15 protein-coding genes are annotated in these 18,315 nt (G+C 63.5%); 10 read left to right on the top strand and 5 right to left on the bottom strand.

Annotated features, from left to right (window positions below):
* Nucleotides 1-110: 110 nt before the first annotated feature.
* The 3 genes from AC3RCP_RS25230 to AC3RCP_RS25240 form a co-directional block, all read right to left on the bottom strand.
* Entirely contained in the window at nt 111-947 is an 837-nt protein-coding gene (locus AC3RCP_RS25230) for an ATPase (protein WP_101338927.1), read from the bottom strand.
* Between the two features lie 106 nt (nt 948-1,053).
* Nucleotides 1,054-2,046 (bottom strand): NAD-dependent epimerase/dehydratase family protein, encoded by a 993-nt coding sequence (locus AC3RCP_RS25235; protein WP_062824801.1) that lies wholly within the window; start codon nt 2,044-2,046, stop codon nt 1,054-1,056.
* Nucleotides 2,047-2,145: 99 nt separating this feature from the next.
* Nucleotides 2,146-3,045, bottom strand: a complete 900-nt coding sequence (locus AC3RCP_RS25240) for a LysR family transcriptional regulator ArgP (protein WP_087090178.1) — start codon at nt 3,043-3,045, stop codon at nt 2,146-2,148.
* 96 nt (nt 3,046-3,141) lie between these two features.
* Here AC3RCP_RS25240 and AC3RCP_RS25245 point away from each other — a divergent pair, with 96 nt between their 5' ends.
* From AC3RCP_RS25245 to AC3RCP_RS25290, 10 genes are all read left to right on the top strand, one after another.
* Nucleotides 3,142-3,543, top strand: a complete 402-nt coding sequence (locus AC3RCP_RS25245; RefSeq protein ID WP_007929768.1) for an ACT domain-containing protein — start codon at nt 3,142-3,144, stop codon at nt 3,541-3,543.
* Between the two features lie 5 nt (nt 3,544-3,548).
* Nucleotides 3,549-4,151 (top strand): LysE/ArgO family amino acid transporter, encoded by a 603-nt coding sequence (locus AC3RCP_RS25250; protein ID WP_053262430.1) that lies wholly within the window; start codon nt 3,549-3,551, stop codon nt 4,149-4,151.
* A 440-nt stretch (nt 4,152-4,591) separates the two neighbouring features.
* Entirely contained in the window at nt 4,592-5,188 is a 597-nt protein-coding gene (locus AC3RCP_RS25255; RefSeq protein WP_007929765.1) for a superoxide dismutase, read from the top strand.
* A gap of 305 nt (nt 5,189-5,493) precedes the next feature.
* Nucleotides 5,494-7,545 (top strand): putative bifunctional diguanylate cyclase/phosphodiesterase, encoded by a 2,052-nt coding sequence (locus AC3RCP_RS25260; RefSeq protein WP_007929764.1) that lies wholly within the window; start codon nt 5,494-5,496, stop codon nt 7,543-7,545.
* A 163-nt stretch (nt 7,546-7,708) separates the two neighbouring features.
* The gene (locus AC3RCP_RS25265) at nt 7,709-9,052 is read left to right on the top strand and encodes an imelysin family protein (RefSeq protein WP_007929763.1); all 1,344 of its coding nucleotides are present in this window, start codon (nt 7,709-7,711) and stop codon (nt 9,050-9,052) included.
* 312 nt (nt 9,053-9,364) lie between these two features.
* On the top strand, nt 9,365-10,792 hold the full coding sequence (locus AC3RCP_RS25270) for a di-heme oxidoreductase family protein (RefSeq protein WP_085532145.1): 1,428 nt from the start codon (nt 9,365-9,367) through the stop codon (nt 10,790-10,792).
* A 30-nt stretch (nt 10,793-10,822) separates the two neighbouring features.
* Nucleotides 10,823-11,887, top strand: coding sequence for an imelysin family protein (locus AC3RCP_RS25275; protein ID WP_053262432.1), 1,065 nt, complete (start codon nt 10,823-10,825; stop codon nt 11,885-11,887).
* Between the two features lie 2 nt (nt 11,888-11,889).
* Entirely contained in the window at nt 11,890-12,987 is a 1,098-nt protein-coding gene (locus AC3RCP_RS25280) for a DUF1513 domain-containing protein (protein WP_492570793.1), read from the top strand.
* A 136-nt stretch (nt 12,988-13,123) separates the two neighbouring features.
* Nucleotides 13,124-14,275, top strand: a complete 1,152-nt coding sequence (locus AC3RCP_RS25285; protein WP_492570792.1) for an efflux RND transporter periplasmic adaptor subunit — start codon at nt 13,124-13,126, stop codon at nt 14,273-14,275.
* A gap of 13 nt (nt 14,276-14,288) precedes the next feature.
* Nucleotides 14,289-17,312 carry a multidrug efflux RND transporter permease subunit gene (locus AC3RCP_RS25290; protein WP_492570791.1) on the top strand — a complete coding sequence of 1,008 codons (3,024 nt, stop codon included), beginning with the start codon at nt 14,289-14,291 and terminating at the stop codon, nt 17,310-17,312.
* Between the two features lie 59 nt (nt 17,313-17,371).
* Here the strand turns inward: AC3RCP_RS25290 and AC3RCP_RS25295 are convergent, their stop codons facing one another.
* A complete protein-coding gene (locus tag AC3RCP_RS25295) occupies nt 17,372-17,599 on the bottom strand; it encodes a hypothetical protein (protein WP_037004964.1) in 228 nt (75 codons plus the stop codon).
* A gap of 2 nt (nt 17,600-17,601) precedes the next feature.
* Nucleotides 17,602-18,315, bottom strand: a complete 714-nt coding sequence (locus AC3RCP_RS25300; protein WP_101338933.1) for a lipopolysaccharide kinase InaA family protein — start codon at nt 18,313-18,315, stop codon at nt 17,602-17,604.

Genomic DNA, 18,315 nt, shown 5'->3' on the forward strand with positions numbered 1-18,315 from the left:
TGTTTCAAGAGCGTAGACGGCTGCGGGATATGGTCGAGTATTCAGCGAAGCAGGGAGGCGAGAGGCAAAACCGCGACCTTCCCACGCCACGCGCGGGAAGGTCGCCAGGGTCAGGGGCGGGTATTGAGCTGCTGCTGCAGGTTCTGGATCTGGCTCTGCAGGGTATTGATGTTGCGAGTGACCTGGCCGCGGAAAGCATCGAACTCGGCGGTGTTGGTACCGCCCTGGGCCGCGGCGGGACGATTGTCCTGCTGACTCTTGAGCACGATGATGTCCTGCTCCAGACGCTCGATGGCGGCGCTCGGGTTGCCCTGTTTCTTCAAGGCCGCGATCTCGCCGTTCAGGCTCTTGAACTGGGCATCGACCTTGCTGGTGTCGGCAGGCGCGCTTTTCAGGGCGGCCAGTTCGCTGCTCAAGGTTTTCACCTGTGCCTGCAACTGGCTGTTGGCCGCCTGCTGCTCGGTGGCCTGCGCGGTCATCTGGGCCAGGCGCTTGTCCAGGTCCGTGGCCTGCCCGGCCACGCCTTGCTGCTGCTTGCCCTGGTCCTGCAGGCGGCTTTCCAGCTGCTTGATCTGCAGCTTCAAGGCTTCGCTGTCGCTGTTGACGCTGGACTGGCTGGCCACCACCTTGCCGGAAATATCCTGCAGGCGCCCCGCCGCTTCTTCGCTGATGCGGGCGAAACTTTCCTGGGTGGCGACCAGTTGCTGCTCCATCAGCGAGATCTGCTGGAAGCTCCACCAGGCCAGGCCGATAAAGGCGAAGAACAAGGCGCCGACCAGCGCCCAGAGCGGCCCGGCATTCGGGGTCTTGACCTTGGCGGCCGGCACGCTGCGCGAATGCACCGAAGTACGCGCGCGGCCCGCGGCGGTGGTCGGGAAATCATCGTCGAGGGTATCGGCACGCAGGCTTGGAACATCGTCGAAGTCGTCGTTGGCATCGTTACGCATGGGGCAACCTTTCTAAACCGCGGTGATAGCTGAATGCGGCGAGTATAAACCGCTAACCCGCCGCCCTGATCGACCCTGAACCCCGAACTCGGTTCAGTGTTTATTTTCAGCGTATGTCCTGGGCCTTCCACCAGCCGCAGAATTCATCCAGGGCCGTCCACAGGCTGACCTTAGGTTCGTAATCCAGATAATGGCGGGCGCGGCTGATATCCAGGGTGAAGTTCTTGTTCATCACCTGCATGCCCAGGCGCGACAGGGTCGGCTCCGGACGGCCCGGCCAGAGCTTGCAGAAGCCTTCATTGAGGGCCGCCACGCTGTAGGCCAGGCCAAAGGAGCGGTAGCGCGTGACCTGCGGAACGCCCATCTGGCGCATCACGTAGTTCACCACGTCCCACAACGGCACGGGCGCGCCGTTACTGATGTTGTAGGCCTTGCCCAGGGCCGAGCCGCTGGCCAGCAGACCGCTGAGCAGCGCTTCGTTGAGGTTCTGCACACTGGTGAAGTCGACCTTGTTCAGGCCGTTGCCGATGATCGCCAGACGGCCCTTGCGCTGCATCTTCAACAGGCGCGGGAAAATGCTCATGTCGCCGGCGCCGGTGACAAAGCGCGGGCGCAGCGCCAGCACCTCCAGGCCGAACTCCTGGGCGCCGAACACCTTCTGCTCCGCCAGGTATTTGGTGGCGGCATAAGGATGCTTGAAGCGCTTGGGCACCTGTTCTTCGGTCAGGCCCAGATGGTCGCGACCGTCGAAATAGATCGACGGTGACGACAGATGCACCAGACGCCGGACATGGCGCTTGAGGCAGGCTTCGACCACGTTTTCGGTGACCAGCACGTTGCCCTGATGAAAATCCTGATAGCGCCCCCAGAGCCCCACCGCTCCCGCGCAATGCACCACCGCGTCGACGTCGCGACACAGGTCGCGCACCAGGTCCGCGTCGCTCAAGTCGCCCTGGACGAACTCGGCCCCGCGCCGCACCAGATGCTCCACACCTTCGGCCCGACGCCCGTTGACCCGTACATCCAGGCCCTGCTCAAGGGCAAAACGCGCGAAGCGTCCACCAATGAAGCCGCTTGCGCCGGTGACCAGAATTTTCATGACTTGCTCCTAAAAAAACGCAGTGACGAGCTACAAGCTGCAAGCTGCAAGTTGAAAACCAAAGCGCAAGCTGCCCACTTGGAGCTTGTCGCTTGACGCTTATGGCTGCTCCAAGGGCACCAGCCATTGCGCCGAAGAACGCGCCAGGTGCTCGGTGAGCAGGCCCAGCAGTTGGCCACCATTGCGCCAATGATGCCAGTACAGCGGCACATCGATCGGCTTATCTGGCAAAAGCTCCACCAACACCCCCCGCGCCAACTGGTCGCGCACCTGCAATTCGGGCACCAGCCCCCAGCCCAGGCCGGCCTCGGTCAAGCGGATGAAGCCCTCGGACGAGGGACACAGGTGATGCTCGAACCCGCCATCGACCCCCAGCGCCGCCAGGTAGCGGTGCTGCAGGAAATCGTCCGGGCCGAACACCAGGGCTGGCGTGCGAGCCAGGCGCTCGGCTTGCACGCCTTGCGGAAAATGCCGCGCAAGGAAGGCCGGGCTGGCCAGGGCACGGTAGCGCATGGCGCCCAGCAGCACACTGCGGGCGCCCGCCACCGGCCGCTCGCTGGCGCAGACACAGGCCGCCACTTCGCCGGCGCGCATGCGCTTGAGGCCCACGGTCTGGTCTTCGACGATCAGGTCGAGGAGCAAGTGCTGCTCGGCACAGAAGTCGCCCACCGCCTCGGCCCACCAGGTGGCCAGGCTGTCGGCGTTGAGGGCGATGCGCAGACGCTCCGGCAAACCTTCCTCGTCCAGGGCCGGCACCTGGCTCTGCAGGTCGCGTTCGAGCAGGCGTACCTGCTGCACATGGTTGAGCAGGCGCCGGCCGATTTCCGTCGGCGCCGGCGGCGTAACCCGCACCAGCACCGGCTGCCCGATCCGCGCCTCGAGCAGCTTGATCCGCTGGGAAATGGCCGACTGCGACAACCCCAGCACCTGCGCGGCACGCTCGAATCCGGCCTGTTCGATCACCGCGGCCAGGGCGGACAGCAATTTATAGTCGAACATCAGTTTTCCTAATGAGCGATCAGCAATATTGGTTTTTCTTATACAGCCTGCCACCGGAGAATAGCCAGCATGCTTTCTCGTTCAAGGACCTTTTTCATGGCTGGCGAAACCTCCCTCGATACCCTGCTGCGCAGCATGAGCCCGCAGCTCAACCACGGTGACTACGTGTTCTGCTCCATCGCCGATCGCGCGCTGCTCGAAGGTAGCGACGTACTGGGCAGCTTTCGCGAGCAGGAAGGGCTCACGGTGATCCTCGAACGCCAGCAGGCCGAACGGCTGGGGCTGGGTTTCGACTACGTCGCGGCCTGGATCACCCTGAATGTGCACTCGGCCCTGGAAGCCGTCGGCCTGACCGCCGCGTTCGCCAGCGCCCTGGGCAAGGCCGGGATCAGTTGCAACGTGATCGCCGGCTACTACCACGATCATCTGTTTGTCGCTAAGGCCGATGCCGAGCGCGCCATGGGCGTGCTGCGGCAACTGGCCTCGGGCGAGGAGTAAACGCCATGTGGCAGAGCTACGTTAACGGGCTGCTGGTGGCGGCCGGGCTGATCATGGCGATCGGCAGCCAGAATGCGTTTGTCCTGGCCCAGAGCCTGCGCCGTGAACACCACCTGCCGGTGGCCGTGCTGTGCGTGACTTGCGATGCGTTGCTGGTGGCGGCCGGGGTATTCGGCCTGGCCACGGTGCTGGCGCAGAGCCCGACGCTGCTGGCGGTTGCCCGCTGGGGCGGCGCCGCGTTCCTGATCTGGTACGGCAGCCAGGCCCTGCGTCGCGCCTGTTCCAGGCAGAGCCTGCAACAGGGCGAGAACCAGACCGTGCGCTCGCTGCGCGCGGTGCTGCTCAGTGCGCTGGCGGTGACCCTGCTCAACCCCCATGTGTACCTGGACACGGTGCTGCTGATCGGCTCGCTGGGCGCGCAACAGACCGAACCCGGCGCCTATGTGGTCGGCGCGGCCAGTGCTTCGCTGCTGTGGTTTTTCACCCTCGCCCTCGGCGCCGCATGGCTGGCTCCATGGCTGGCGCGGCCGAGCACCTGGCGCATTCTCGATCTGCTGGTGGCGGTGATGATGTTCAGTGTCGCGATCCAGTTGATGACCGCCGGGTGATTTATTCCAAAAGGCTAAGGGGATGCCCTCGCTAAATGACGAGCGCGCCGCCGCCCCGCAAAGCGCAAGACTAGGCGTGAGGAGCGTGGTTTGGTGGTCCAAATGAGCGACGAACAACGACGGATTGCGCTTTGCGGGGCGACGGCCCTTCGGGTTGGCGCTGTGATCGTGCCATGCTGCGTTGCGGGACTTGAAGAGGCAAAAAGCATCCTCTGCGTCCCGCGCCTTGCCTGGCACGATCACAGCGCCAACGCGTTTCGTCATTTAGCGAGGGCATCCCCTTGAACCTCTATCCCACACAGTTGTTGCGTGGTTAAGCCGCACCCCCGGTGCTATGATCCGAACCCTGCGCCGCAAAGAGTACAAACTCCCCGGCGCTTGTCTGGCCGCCCGTGATCGGCCTTGCGCTCACCGCAACTGACCTGATTAGGAGAATCATCATGGCTTTCGAATTGCCGCCGCTGCCTTACGCACACGATGCCCTGCAGCCGCACATTTCCAAGGAAACCCTGGAATACCACCACGACAAGCACCACAACACCTATGTCGTGAACCTGAACAACCTGGTGCCAGGCACCGAGTTCGAAGGCAAGACCCTGGAAGAGATCGTCAAGTCTTCCTCGGGCGGTATCTTCAACAACGCCGCTCAGGTCTGGAACCACACTTTCTACTGGAACTGCCTGGCGCCAAACGCCGGCGGTCAACCAACCGGCGCTCTGGCTGAAGCCATCAACGCCGCTTTCGGTTCGTTCGACAAGTTCAAAGAAGAATTCACCAAGACTTCCGTCGGCACCTTCGGTTCCGGTTGGGGCTGGCTGGTGAAAAAGGCTGACGGTTCCCTGGCCCTGGCCAGCACTATCGGCGCCGGCAACCCGCTGACCAGCGGCGACACCCCGCTGCTGACTTGCGACGTCTGGGAACACGCTTACTACATCGACTACCGCAACCTGCGTCCAAAGTACGTCGAAGCGTTCTGGAACCTGGTCAACTGGAAATTCGTGGCCGAGCAGTTCGAAGGCAAGACCTTCGTCGCCTAAGCCCGTTTGCAGTCAAAAAAACCCGGCATTGCCGGGTTTTTTCGTTTTACCGGCAAGGGCCAGGTTTGCCGCGCCAGCCCGGCGGACCAACCTCTCTATTCAGCTAAAAAATCTCCGCCGTCCCTCAAGTTGCAAGGCTTGGCTACCGACATATAACCGATAAGCGCGGATATGCTGGCTCCCGGCATTCCAACCAAGCCTACAGGTGAAATATCCTGGGCCTGATTGTCCCTTTGACTGCCATCACGGGATTGCCAATACTCATGGCAACTTGACGCTACCCGCACGGAACAAGGAATAACCCTTTGAAGCTGGAACTCAAAAACAGCTTGTCGGTGAAGTTGCTCCGGGTTGTGCTGCTGTCGGCACTGATAGTGGGCGTAGTGCTGAGCTGCGCACAAATCGTCTTCGATGCTTATAAGACTCGGCAGGCGGTCGCTAATGATGCCCAGCGCATTCTCGACATGTTTCGCGACCCCTCGACCCAGGCCGTCTACAGCCTGGACCGCGAAATGGGCATGCAAGTCATCGAAGGCCTGTTCCAGGATGATGCTGTGCGCATGGCCTCCATTGGCCATCCCAACGAAACCATGCTCGCGGAAAAAACCCGTGAGTTGCAGAATTCCCCCAGCCGCTGGCTGACCGATCTGATCCTCGGCAAGGAGCGCACCTTCACCACCCAACTGGTGGGTCGTGGCCCCTACAGCGAATACTACGGCGACCTGAGCATCACCCTCGACACGGCCACCTACGGCCAGGGCTTTATCGTCAGCTCGGTGATCATTTTCATTTCCGGCGTACTGCGCGCCCTGGCCATGGGCCTGGTGCTGTACCTGGTTTACCACTGGCTGCTGACCAAGCCGCTGTCGCGGATCATCGAGCACCTGACCACCATCAATCCGGACCGCCCCAGCGAACATCAGATCCCGTTGCTCAAGGGCCACGAGCGAAACGAGCTGGGGATCTGGATCAATACCGCCAACCAGTTGCTGGCGTCGATCGAACGCAACACGCACCTGCGCCATGAAGCGGAAAACAGCCTGCTGCGCATGGCCCAGTACGACTTCCTCACCGGCCTGCCCAACCGCCAGCAACTGCAACAGCAACTGGACAAGATCCTGATCGACGCCGGCCGCCTGCAACGCCGGGTCGCGGTGCTCTGTGTCGGCCTCGACGACTTCAAAGGCATCAACGAACAGTTCAGCTACCAGACCGGCGACCAGTTGCTGCTGGCCCTGGCCGATCGCCTGCGGGCCCACAGTGGTCGCCTGGGCGCCCTCGCCCGCCTTGGCGGCGACCAGTTCGCCCTGGTCCAGGCCGATATCGAACAACCCTACGAAGCCGCCGAACTGGCGCAGAGCATTCTCGACGACCTGGAAGCACCGTTCGCCCTCGATCACCAGGAAATCCGCCTGCGCGCCACCATCGGCATCACCCTGTTCCCGGAGGACGGCGACAGCACCGAGAAGCTGCTGCAGAAAGCCGAGCAGACCATGACCCTGGCAAAAAGCCGGTCGCGCAACCGTTATCAGTTCTATATCGCCAGCGTCGACAGCGAGATGCGCCGGCGCCGCGAACTGGAAAAAGACCTGCGCGAAGCCCTGAGCCGCGAGCAGTTCCACCTGGTCTACCAGCCGCAGATCAGCTACCGCGATCATCGTGTGGTCGGGGTCGAGGCGCTGCTGCGCTGGCAGCATCCGGAACACGGCTTCGTCCCGCCGGACCTGTTCATTCCCCTGGCCGAGCAGAACGGCACCATCATCGCCATCGGCGAATGGGTGCTGGACCAGGCCTGCCGCCAACTGCGCGAATGGCATGACCTGGGCTTCAGCGACCTGCGCATGGCGGTCAACCTGTCCACCGTGCAACTGCACCACGCCGAGCTGCCGCGGGTGGTCAACAACCTGCTGCAGATCTACCGCCTGCCGCCGCGCAGCCTGGAGCTGGAAGTCACCGAAACCGGCCTGATGGAAGACATCAGCACCGCCGCCCAGCACCTGTTGAGCCTGCGCCGCTCGGGGGCGCTGATCGCCATCGACGACTTCGGCACCGGCTACTCGTCCCTGAGCTACCTCAAGAGCCTGCCGCTGGACAAGATCAAGATCGACAAGAGCTTCGTCCAGGACCTGCTGGATGACGACGACGATGCGACCATCGTGCGGGCGATCATCCAGCTGGGCAAAAGCCTGGGCATGCAGGTGATCGCCGAGGGCGTGGAAACCGCCGAACAAGAGGCCTACATCATCTCCGAAGGCTGCCACGAAGGTCAGGGTTATCACTACAGCAAACCCCTGCCGGCACGAGAGCTGAGCGCCTACCTGAAACAGGCCCAGCGCAGTAACGCGGCCATCCTCTGAAGACCCGATTGCGCGCATAAGCCTGATCCAGCGCAATCGCTTCCTGAATAGGAAATATTTACAACCGCAACCCTTTACACATAATGCAAATCTTTCGCATTATGTCGCAGTTTTGCGCGTCCTCCGCGCCACTCCACCCCTCTCTCGAAGCAGGATGTTCGCCATGATTCGTATGCCTCTGGCTACCGCCAGTCTGTTGGCCATCGCTATTTCCCTCGCCGGTTGCGGCGAAGGCAAAGACCAGGCTGCCGCGCCGCAAGCCGCTACCCCAGCCGCCAGCACCGCAGCCCCGGCCACCGCTCCTGCGGCCGGCAAGGTCGATGAAGCGGCGGCCAAGGCGGTCGTCGCGCATTACGCCGACATGGTCTTCGCCGTGTACAGCGATGCCGAATCCACCGCGAAGACCCTGCAGACCGCGATCGACGCCTTCCTCGCCAAGCCCAACGCCGACACCCTGAAAGCCGCCAAGGCTGCCTGGGTCGCGGCTCGCGTGCCTTACCTGCAGAGCGAAGTGTTCCGCTTCGGCAACACCATCGTCGACGACTGGGAAGGCCAGGTGAACTCCTGGCCGCTGGACGAAGGCCTGATCGATTACGTCGACAAGTCCTACGAGCACGCGCTGGGTAACCCGGGCGCCACCGCCAACATCATCGCCAACACTGAAGTCCAGGTCGGCGAAGACAAGGTCGACGTGAAGGACATCACCCCGGAAAAACTCGCCAGCCTCAACGAGCTGGGCGGTTCCGAGGCCAACGTCGCCACCGGCTACCACGCCATCGAATTCCTTCTCTGGGGCCAGGACCTGAACGGCACCGGCCCTGGCGCCGGCAACCGTCCGGCTTCCGACTACCTGGAAGGCGCCGGCGCCACCGGCGGCCACAACGACCGTCGCCGTGCCTACCTGAAAGCCGTGACCCAACTGCTGGTCAACGACCTGGAAGAAATGGTCGGCAACTGGAAGCCGAACGTGGCCGACAACTACCGCGCCACCCTGGAAGCGGAACCGGCTGAAAGCGGCCTGCGCAAAATGCTGTTCGGCATGGGCAGTCTGTCCCTGGGCGAACTGGCGGGCGAGCGCATGAAGGTGTCCCTGGAAGCCAACTCCCCTGAAGACGAACAGGACTGCTTCAGCGACAACACCCACAACTCGCACTTCTACGATGCCAAGGGCATCCGCAACGTGTACCTGGGCGAATACACCCGCGTCGACGGCACCAAGCTGACCGGCGCCAGCCTGTCGTCGCTGGTGGCGAAAATCGACCCGGCCGCCGACACCGCATTGAAGGCCGACCTGGCCGCCACCGAAGCCAAGATCCAGGTCATGGTCGATCACGCCAACAAGGGTGAGCACTACGACCAGTTGATCGCCGCCGGCAACGACGCGGGCAACCAGATCGTGCGTGACGCCATCGCCGCGCTGGTCAAGCAGACCGGTTCGATCGAACAGGCCGCGGGCAAGCTGGGTATCAGCGACCTGAACCCGGACAGCGCCGATCACGAGTTCTGATCAGCGTTGCGGGAATGAAAAGGCGACCTTCGGGTCGCCTTTTTTGTGCCTGTCTATGACGCGCCCCTGTAGCCGCTGCCGCAGGCTGCGATAAGGCCGCAGGCCTTCAGCGATCTTGAAACCCTGCGCCCCCTTCGGTGGCGATCGCAGCCTGCGGCAGCGGCTACAGGACCAGACCAGAGCCAGGGGACAGGGACAGGCAGGCTTCGCTTGCGTTGTCCCACGTCAAGCGGAACGATAATTCCTCTTATTCAAACTCCCCTGCCCTGTTAGACTTTGCGCCCTTGTTTTGCTCGTCCTGCAGGATATCCGATGCCCCCGTCGCTGCTTCGCTGGTCTGCGCTGTTCATGGCCTTGAGCCTGAGTGCCTGCGATGACGCCCCGCGTTTTACCCAGGCCGAGCCGGGCGAAGCGCGTTCCGGCGGTGAGGCGACCGTGCGCAAGAGCGACCAGAACGCCTTTTCCATGCCGTCGGCCAACCTGTCGCCGACCCGGCGCCTGGACTTCAGCGTCGGCAACAGTTTCTTCCGCAGCCCCTGGGTGATCGCTCCCTCGACCACCACCGCCCGCGATGGCCTGGGCCCGCTGTTCAACACCAACGGCTGCCAGAACTGCCATATCAAGGACGGCCGCGGCCACCCGCCGACGCCCGACTCGGACAATGCCGTGTCGATGCTGGTGCGCCTGTCGATCCCCAATGAGCCGGCCTACGCCAAGGTCATCGAGCAGCTGGGCATAGTGCCCGAACCGGTGTATGGCGGGCAGTTTCAGGACATGGCGGTGCCTGGCGTCGCCCCGGAAGGCAAGGTGCGGGTCGAGTACGAGCCGCTGACCGTGCGCTTCAAGGACGGCAGCGAAGTCGAACTGCGCAAGCCGAAGCTGCAGATCACTCAGCTCGGTTATGGCCCGATGCATCCCGACACCCGCTTCTCGGCCCGCGTGGCGCCGCCGATGATCGGCCTGGGCCTGCTCGAAGCCATCCCCGAGGCGGCGATCCTGGCCAATGCCCAAGCGCAAGCCAAGGCTGGCAATGGCATTGCCGGACGGCCGAACCGGGTCTGGGACGATGCCCAGCAAAAGACCGTACTCGGGCGTTTTGGCTGGAAAGCCGGACAACCCAACCTCAATCAACAAAATGTTCACGCGTTCTCTGGTGATATGGGCCTGACCACCAGCCTGAGACCCTTCGATGACTGCACCGACGCCCAGACCGCCTGCAAGCAAGCCCCCAACGGCAACGGGCCGGATGGCGAACCGGAAGTCAGCGACAACATCCTGCGCCTGGTGCTGTTCTACAGCCGCAACCTCGGGGTGCCGGCGCGGCGCGAGGTTGGCTCGCCACAGGTGCTGGCCGGCAAGAACCTGTTCTACCAGGCCGGCTGCCAGTCCTGTCATACCCCCCGATTCACCACCGCCGCCGACGCCGCGGAACCCGAGCTGGCCAATCAAGTGATACGCCCCTACAGCGACCTGCTGCTGCACGACATGGGCGAAGGCCTGGCCGACCACCGCAGCGAATTCCAGGCCGGCGGCCGCGACTGGCGCACGCCGCCGTTGTGGGGGATCGGCCTGACGCAAACGGTCAGCGGCCACACCCAGTTCCTGCATGACGGTCGCGCCCGCAACCTGCTCGAAGCCGTGCTCTGGCACGGCGGCGAGGCCCAGGCGGCGCAGCGACAGGTTTTATCCTTCAATGCCGAACAGCGCGCTGCGTTGCTGGCATTCCTGAATTCTCTTTAACGCCTTCTTACAAGAAACGGGAGCCCGAACATGTTCCGTCCCAAGCTGTTGTTCACCAGCCTTGCCGCGCTCGCCCTGGGCGCCTGCTCGCCGCAGGACCCACAAGCCGTGACCTCGGCGGCCATCGCCAAACAGGTGATCCTGCCGACCTACAGCCGCTGGGTCGAAGCCGACCGCCAGCTGGCGATCAGCGCCCTGGCCTTCTGTGAAGGCAAGCAAAGCCTGGACACCGCCCGTGCCGACTTCCTGCACGCGCAGAAAGCCTGGGCCGAACTGCAACCCTTGCTGATCGGGCCGCTGGCCGAGGGCAACCGCTCCTGGCAAGTGCAGTTCTGGCCGGACAAGAAGAACCTGGTCGGCCGTCAGGTCGAACAGCTGGTCAGCGCCACGCCGCAGATCGACGCCGCCGCCCTGGCCAAGTCCAGCGTCGTGGTACAAGGCCTCTCGGCCTACGAATACATCCTGTTCGACAGCAAGATCGACATGGCAAACAGCGAGCAGAAAGCCCGCTACTGCCCGCTGCTGAGCGCCATTGGCGAACGCCAGAAGCAGCTCGCCGAAGAGATCCTGTCGCGCTGGAACACCAGCGACGGCATGCTCGCGCAGATGAGCAAGTTCCCCAACCAGCGCTACGCCGACTCCCATGAGGCCATCGCCGATCTGCTGCGGGTCCAGGTCACCGCGCTGGATACCCTGAAGAAGAAGCTCGGCACGCCGATGGGCCGTCAGAGCAAGGGCATTCCACAGCCGTTCCAGGCCGACGCCTGGCGCAGCCAATCGTCCATGCAGAGCCTGGAAGCCAGCCTCGCCGCAGCCCAGACCGTCTGGGCCGGGGTCGACAACAAGGGCCTGCGCGGCCTGTTGCCGGCCGAGCAGAAGCCGCTGGCCGACAAGATCGACGCCGCCTACACCGCCTCGCTGAAGCTGTTCGCCAGCACCCAGCGTTCGCTGACCGAGCTGCTGGCCGACGACGCCGGCCGCCAGCAACTGAACGATATCTACGACAGCCTCAACGTCGTCCACCGCCTGCACGAAGGCGAACTGGCCAAGGCACTGGGCATCCAACTGGGCTTCAACGCCAACGACGGTGACTGATCATGCTGCGACGTCAGGCTCTGGCACTCGGCAGCCTGCTGCTGAGCGCCGTCACGCTGGGTGGCTGGACGCTGTTCAAGCACAAGGACCAAGGCCCGCTGCTGCTCTCGGCGCGCGATGATGGTGACGGCAAGCACTACGCCGTCGGCTATCGCCTGGACGGCACGCAAGTGTTCGCCACCCGGGTCGGTCAACGCTGCCATGACATCGTCAACCACCCGACGCTGCCGATCGCCCTGTTCGTCGCCCGTCGCCCGGGCACCGAAAGCTACCTGATCGACCTGCGCGACGGCACCCTCCTGCAAACCCTGGCCTCGCAGCCGAACCGGCACTTCTATGGCCACGCGGTGATCCACAAGAGCGGCGACTGGCTGTACACCACCGAGAACGACACAAGCGATCCGGGTCGTGGCCTGCTCGGGGTGTACCGGTTCGAGGGCGAACGCCTGGTGCACAGCGGCGAGATCCCGACCCACGGCATCGGCCCGCATCAGGTGTCGTGGATGCCGGACGGCGAAACCCTGGTGGTGGCCAACGGCGGGATTCGCACCGAAGCGGAAAGCCGCGTCGAGATGAACCTCGACGCCATGGAGCCGAGCCTGGTGCTGATGCAGCGCGACGGCAACCTGCTGAGCAAGGAAACCCTGGCCCAGCAGATGAACAGCGTGCGCCACATGGGCATCGCCGGCGACGGCACCATCGTCACCGGCCAGCAGTTCATGGGCGATGCCCACGAGTCGTCGCAACTGCTGGCGATCAAGCGCCCGGGCCAACCGTTCCAGGCCTTCCCGGTGGCCGAGCACCAGTTGCAGGCGATGGGGCATTACACCGCCAGCGTCGCGGTGCACAGCGAACTGCGCCTGGTGGCCCTCACCGCCCCGCGCGGCAACCGCTTTTTCATCTGGGACCTGGACAGCGCCGAAGTGCGCCTGGACGCGCCCTTGCCGGACTGTGCCGGGGTCGGTGCGGTGGCCGATGGTTTTGTCGTGACCTCGGGCCAGGGGCGTTGCCGCTTCTATGACTGTCGCCAGAAACAACTGGTGGCAAAACCCCTGGATTTGCCGGCAGGGCTCTGGGACAACCATTTGCACCTGGTCTAGTTTTTCGCCGCCACACAGGATTGGAAAACAGGACTCTGGATGACCGGATTGTCATCTGGAAGCCCCCGAAAAGTCGGAGTAATGTCTTCGGCAATCAGCTTGGTTTTCCCAGCTTCGTTTTCCAAGGAACCGGAATATGCTGCGTCGCCGCATGTTTATCATGTTGGGTGTCGTCCTGCTGATCGTGCTGTTGCTGGCAGGCTACAAGGCCTTCTCCATCTATCAGCAGGTCAAGCTCTTCTCGGTGCCCAAGCCGCCGATCAGCGTGGCCGTGGCCACGGCTCGCGAACAACCGTGGCAAACCCGCCTGCCCACGGTCGGCACCCTCAAGGCCCTGCAGGGGGTCAACCTCAGCCTGGAAGTGGCCGGGACCGTCAAGGAGCTGCAGTTCGAGTCAGGGCAGAAGGTCAGCGCCGGGCAGCCCTTGCTGCAACTCGACAGCGACGTGGAAAGCGCCCTGCTGGAAACCGCCCAGGCCGACCTGGGCCTGTCCCGGCTGGACTTCGGCCGCGGCAGCCAACTGGTGGGCAGCCAGGCAATTTCCCGCGGCGAATACGATCGATTGTCGGCAGTGCTGCAAAAGAACAAGGCCACGGTCAATCAGCTCAAGGCGGCACTGGCGAAAAAACGCCTGCTCGCGCCCTTCAGCGGCACCATCGGCATTCGCCATGTGGATGTCGGCGACTACCTCGCCAGCGGCACGGTGATCGCCACCCTGCAAGACCTCAGCAGCCTGTACGTGGACTTCTTCGTCCCGGAACAGGCCGTGCCGAAAATCGCCCTGGGCCAATCGGTCAGCGTGACGGTCTCCGCCTATCCGGCGGAACAGTTCAGCGCCACCATCAGCGCCATCAACCCCAAGGTCGAAGACACCACGCGCAACGTGCAGGTGCGCGCCACCCTGGCCAACCCCGACGGCAAGCTGCTGCCGGGCATGTTCACCAACCTGCAGGTGCTACTGCCCGATCCGCAGCCCCGGGTGGTGGTACCGGAGAGCGCCATCACCTACACCCTGTACGGTAACTCGCTGTACGTGGTGGCCGAGAAAAAGGCCGCTGATGGCAGCCCGGAGAAAGACGACAAGGGCCAGCCGGTGCTGATCGCCGAGCGGCGCTTCATCGAAACCGGCGAACGGCGCAACGGCCTGGTGCTGATCAACAAGGGCGTGAGCAGCGGCGAACAGGTGGTGAGCGCCGGGCAAATCAAGCTGGACCATGGCGCCCACATCGCCATCACCCCGGACAAGATGCTGCCCCCCGAACAGAGCGGCCAGCCACGCGCGAACTGATCAAGGAATCCTTATGGCTTTTACAGATCCGTTCATCCGTCGTCCGGTCCTGGCCACCGTGGTCAGCCTGCTGATCGTGCTGCTGGGCTTCCAGGCCTGGAGCAAACTGCCGCTGCGCCAGTATCCGCAAATGGAAAACGCCCTGATCACGGTGACCACCGCCTACCCCGGAGCCAACGCCGAGACCATCCAGGGCTATATCACCCAACCGATGCAGCAGAGCCTGGCCAGCGCCGAGGGGATCGACTACATGACCTCGGTCAGCCGCCAGAACTTCTCGGTGATCTCGGTCTACGCCCGTATCGGCGCCAACAGCGACCGCCTGTTCACCGAGCTGCTGGCCAAGGCCAACGAGGTGAAGAACAAGCTGCCCCAGGACGCCGAGGACCCGGTGCTGAGCAAGGAAGCCGCCGACGCCTCGGCGCTGATGTACATCAGCTTCTTCAGCCAGGAGCTGAACAACCCACAGATCACCGACTACCTGTCGCGGGTGATCCAGCCGAAGCTGGCAACCCTGCCGGGCATGGCTGAGGCCGAGATTCTCGGCAACCAGGTGTTCGCCATGCGCCTGTGGCTGAACCCGGTCAAGCTCGCCGGCTACGGCCTGAGCGCCAGCGACGTGACCAGCGCGGTGCGCCGCTACAACTTCCTGTCCGCGGCCGGTGAGATCAAGGGCGAGTACGTGGTCACCAGCATCAACGCCAGCACCGAACTGAAATCCGCCGAAGCCTTCGCCGCCATTCCCCTGCGGACCGAGGGCGACAGCCGGGTGCTGCTCAGCGACGTGGCACGGGTCGAGATGGGCGCGGAGAACTACAACGCCATCAGCTCCTTTGGCGGCATTCCTTCGGTCTATATCGGCATCAAGGCAACCCCCAACGCCAACCCGCTGGACGTGATCAAGGAAGTGCGCAAGATCATGCCGGAGCTGGAGGCCCAGCTACCGCCCAACCTCAAGTCGGAGATCGCCTACGACGCCACGCTGTTCATCCAGGCCTCGATCAACGAGGTGGTGAAGACCCTGTTCGAAGCCGTGCTGATCGTGATCGTGGTGGTGTTCCTGTTCCTCGGCGCGCTGCGTTCGGTGGTGATCCCGGTGGTGACCATTCCGCTGTCGATGATCGGCGTGATGTTCTTCATGCAGTTGATGGGCTACTCGATCAATCTGCTGACGCTGCTGGCGATGGTGCTGGCCATCGGCCTGGTGGTGGACGACGCGATCGTGGTGGTGGAAAACATCCACCGCCATATCGAGGAAGGCAAGACGCCGCTGGACGCGGCCCTCGAAGGCGCCCGGGAAATCGCCATGCCGGTGGTGTCGATGACCATCACCCTGGCGGCGGTCTACGCCCCCATCGGCTTCCTGCAGGGGCTCACCGGGGCGCTGTTCAAGGAGTTCGCCCTGACCCTGGCCGGCGCGGTGGTGATTTCCGGCATCGTCGCCCTGACCCTGTCGCCGATGATGTGCGCCCTGCTGCTGCGCCACGATGAAAACCCCAGCGGCCTGGCCCACCGCCTCGACCTGATTTTCGAAAGCCTCAAGCGCCGCTACCAGAGCCTGCTGCATGGCACCCTCAACACTCGGCCGGTGGTCCTGATGTTCGCCCTGATCGTGTTGTGCCTGATCCCGGCCCTGCTCACCTTCACCAAGTCGGAACTGGCCCCGGACGAGGACCAGGGCATCATTTTCATGATGGCCACCGCACCCCAGCCGGCCAACCTGGATTACCTCAACGCCTACACCGACGAGTTCCTGGAGATCTTCAAGACGTTCCCCGAGTACTACTCCTCGTTCCAGATCAACGGCTTCAACGGCGTGCAATCGGGTATCGGCGGCTTCCTGCTCAAGCCCTGGAACGAGCGCAAGCGCACGCAGATGCAGATCCTGCCCGAAGTCCAGGCCCGGCTCGCGGGCATCGCCGGGCTGCAGGTCTTCGGTTTCAACCTGCCGTCCCTGCCGGGCACCGGCGAAGGGCTGCCGTTCGCCTTCATTATCAATAGCCCCAACGATTACGAGTCGCTGCTGGAACTGTCCGACCGGGTGAAGAAACGCGCCATGGAGTCGGGCAAGTTCGCCTTTGTCGATATCGACCTGGCCTTCGACAAGCCGGAAGTGGTGGTCGACATCGACCGCGCCAAGGCCGCGCAAATGGGGGTGTCGATGCTGGACCTGGGCGGAACCCTGGCCACCTTGCTCGGCGAGGCGGAAATCAACCGCTTCACCATCGAGGGACGCAGCTACAAGGTCATCGCCCAGGTCGAACGACCTTATCGCGACAACCCCGAATGGCTGAACAACTACTACGTGAAAAACGCCAAGGGCGAGGCGCTGCCGCTGTCGACGCTGATCAGCGTCCACGATCGGGCCCGGCCTCGGCAGCTCAACCAGTTCCAGCAACTCAACGCCGCGACCATTTCCGGATTCCCGGTCGTGAGCATGGGTGAAGCGATCGATACCGTGCGCCAGATCGCCGAGGAAGAGACCCCACCAGGCTACGCCTTCGACTATGCCGGGGCGTCACGACAGTTCGTCCAGGAAGGCAGCGCGCTGTGGGTGACCTTTGGCCTGGCGCTGGCGATCATTTTCCTGGTGCTGGCGGCGCAGTTCGAGAGTTTCCGCGATCCGGTGGTGATCCTGGTGACGGTGCCGCTGTCGATCTGCGGGGCCTTGATCCCACTGTTTCTCGGCTGGTCGAGCATGAACATCTATACCCAGGTCGGGCTGGTGACCCTGATCGGCCTGATCAGCAAGCACGGGATCCTGATCGTCGAGTTCGCCAACCAGCTGCGCAAGGACCAGGGACTGACGCCGCGCGAGGCCGTGGAAGCCGCCGCGGCCATTCGCCTGCGGCCGGTCTTGATGACCACCGCGGCGATGGTCTTCGGCATGGTGCCGCTGATCCTGGCCACCGGTGCCGGCGCGGTCAGCCGGTTCGACATCGGCACGGTGATCGCCACGGGGATGTCGATCGGTACCTTGTTCACCCTGTTCGTGCTGCCCTGCATCTACACCCTGCTGGCCAGGCCGGACAAGTGAAGGGCGCGCAATAAAAAAGGCCTCGCGATGCGAGGCCTTTTTATCGGGCTTGATGGTCTTCAACTCTGTGGCCTCATTCCCTGAGTCAGGCCGAACATGAACAACAACAGGTCACGATCGGGCTGGGCTCCCTGGGTCGTCTTGACGACCCGTGGCAACGGACAATGCGCATCACCCTGCGCCGTACTGAGGACTTCCATGCGTGGCTGCTCCCATGCAGCCACCGCCAAGGATGCAACTGCCAAGGCTCCTACTAAAAACAAACCTCGTGCAATTTCGAGCTTCATCACTATAAGCCTTTGATAGCGCTGCCAAACGCCGTCCTATAAAAATAGTAGAGTTTGTCCCAGTCCGTGGTGCTCCACGACGAGTGGCGCCGCAATTGTTTGATGTCATGGGCGGCGGCCCGTTTAGCGGTCAGGCGCTGGCGGCATTTCTCGAAGTCCAGCAGCGCGATATCCACCTTCGCCGCTTCGCCCTCACCCGTGACCCGCACGAACACATGCTTGCTATACAGGCAGCCATGCTGCCAGCGGCCCCGGTGCATGCGCGCCAGCGTGGCCGCCAGTTCCTTGAGCACACGCTCGTGCAGCGCCTCGCCGTGGCGCTCGCGCTCGCCAGCGGCATACCAGTGGTCGATTTCCACGAAGCCGTCCAGCGCCTCGGTCACCAGCAACGCACGCCACTGGCCCTGGGAGTCACGCTGCGCACCGCAGAACACCAGGTGCGGCACCGCCACGTTGAGCTGGCTCAGGCCCTTGAGCGCATCCTGTTCGCGCAGCACCGTGGGGCGGCCGAAGGGGTGCAACCAGCTGCGATAGATATGGCCGACCTGGCGCTTGGCATACAGCACACGCCCGTCAGTGCCCGGAAGACGTTGGACGCCACTTTCCCCGCCGCGACGCTGATTGGGCTCTTCGACCCACTCCCCCTGTTGACTCCAGAAGTAGTCGAAACGGTCTGCAGCAGCGACTTCCATTTCCGGTGCACATTCAACGGCCAT

Source organism: Pseudomonas sp. GW822-FHT05A08, assembly GCF_058800485.1.